Origin of the sequence: Tepidanaerobacter sp. EBM-38, from assembly GCA_001896545.1 — a bacterium.
Classification (GTDB): Bacteria; Bacillota; Thermosediminibacteria; order Thermosediminibacterales; family Tepidanaerobacteraceae; genus Tepidanaerobacter.
Genome location: MPOT01000002.1, coordinates 1 through 2,204, shown reverse-complemented (window position 1 = coordinate 2,204; position 2,204 = coordinate 1). Strand labels below are relative to the sequence as shown.

The 2,204-nt window shown below is 42.6% G+C and carries 1 protein-coding gene; it reads right to left on the bottom strand.

The window, feature by feature from the left end; genetic code table 11:
- Positions 1-2,023: S-layer homology domain-containing protein (locus tag BUC45_RS00180; protein ID WP_296969189.1), on the bottom strand; the 2,023-nt coding region annotated here is incomplete at its 3' end.
- Between the last annotated feature and the right edge of the window lie 181 nt (positions 2,024-2,204).

Here is a 2,204-nt window from a genome sequence, read left to right as displayed (position 1 = left end):
GTTCTTCCGAAGTGGTATCGTTGCTGGCGGTAAACTCACCAAGCACGCCTTCCACCGCTGTCTTGGCTTCGGCTAGGGTCTGGTCTGCTTCCGGTAACTGACTTACAGGTCCAACAGCTGCGCTTGTCTTTGTTCCCGTATAACTACCTGTTCCGGTAACCACAACTCTAATATATTTTCCAATATCATCTTCAGTTAATTTGTATGTCCTGTTTGTTGCATTTTCAATGTCTACATAATTATCATCTGCATCGGCTCTTTGCCACTGATATATTACTGTGGCCTTTTCTGGTGTTACTTTGGCTGTAAGTGTCTGTTCAACTACAGCTACACCTTCCACACTAATAGCACTTACAGGAACAACTGGCACTTCACCAGCAACCACTGTCACTTCACACTTAGCGGTCTTACCTCCATCATCAGTAGTAACCGTGATGATTGCCTGGCCTTCGCTCACAGCGTTAACTGTAGCATTTAGGCCATTGCCTGTAACAGTGGCAACATCAGTATTACTGGATTTCCAAGTCACTTTTTTGTTAGTGGCATTATTAGGATATATAGTAGCATTAATAATAGTTGTCTTTTGGTAGACTGACTCATAAACCGCAAGAGTCACTGATGACTTGTCTAAAGAAACTGATTGCACTTTTATTATTTCCGGTTTATCGCTGCCGCCTCCGCTTCCGCCACCTCCGCCGCTTTTAGACGAGGTCTTGTCTTCTTTGACTTCTTTGCCGGCAATCTCGGTGGTAACGCCTTTAGCAAGTTCCACCTTCTTCGGCTCAGTTTCTAGCTTTGCACCATCAGCATTGATTCTGGCCTTTTCTATAGTGCCTTTTCCGGTGATAGTAGCAGCTGCCTCCAAGGTTAGGTCTTTTACGGTTGCTCCATCAGCAAGATTTATATCTGATTTACTATTTACTTTCAGATTGTTGATGATTGTACCTTTCAAGACTTCTATCTTTGCTTTGGCTTCTATGATAACATTTTCGAAGGCTCCGTCTAGGATAACATCTTCTCCGGATTTGAGTACGGTTACAGATACAATCCCATTACCTTCGATATGAGCGCCGGATTCCAGTTTCAGTTCACCGACTTTTGTATTGCCCGAGGCAACTATTCTGACCTTCCCGCCAACTTTCATTACTATTATTTCCTTACATGTAAAGTTTATAAGATGGATGCTGTCTTTTCCGCCCCCGCGGACTGTGGTTATACCCTTAACGGTTACATTGTCTAAAGTAGCATCTCCTTCACCGATGCCTTCATTTAAATACAAGTTGCCTTCTATAATCATATTTCTCAAGGTTACCCCTGGGACATTAACGGCAACGTCTTGAGATATAGTTTCGATACCTTCTTCAGGCCCATAAACACCTGACACATCGTAGGATATCTGAAGTGTTGCTAATACTTTATCCAGCATTGTAACGGTTTCGGCCCTGGTGATGTGTCTTTCTGCCTTAAAGCTGCCGTCGGGGTATCCTCCCATGTAGCCTTTAGCTGCTAATGCAGCGATATACGGCCTGCTCCAGTTAGGGATGGCATCTTTATCGGTAAATTCAGTAGCATCGCCTTGGATTTCTAGATTCAAGGCCTTGCAGAGGGCTACCGCTGCTTCTTGACGGCTTATTTCCCTGTTTGGCTTTACGGTACCGTCTTGGTAGCCGGATATATATCCTGCCTTCACCGCTTTGGCTATTTCTTCATAGAACCAATCTGTAGATGTGACATCAGAAAATCCTATAGTGGCTTTTTCGCTAAAGCCAAGGACTTTATTCACCAATGTCATAAATTCTGCCCTGGTTATGCTCTTATCCGGTTTAAAGGTCCCGTCAGTGTATCCGCTTACAAGACCTTTTTGAACCCATTGACTGATTTTATCTTTAGCCCAATGATTACTGATGTCAGTTAATCCAGCAGCGGCCTTGGCACTTGTTGCCACTGCCGGAAAGGTAAGCCCTATTACGAATGTAAAAACGAGAATTAAACTTACCCAGTATCTTATTCTTTTACTCGCCAAACTAAACTCCCCTTTCAACGATAAACGATATTTAATAAATATCACATGCAGCAGGGTCTTTTTTTGATGACTTGAATTTTCGACCTCCTTGTATAATGTATTTAGGTTATTTATTAGGAAAACCTATAAACCTATTCTTTACATCTCCTATCTGTCAGGAGATAATTGTCTTATTAGATTG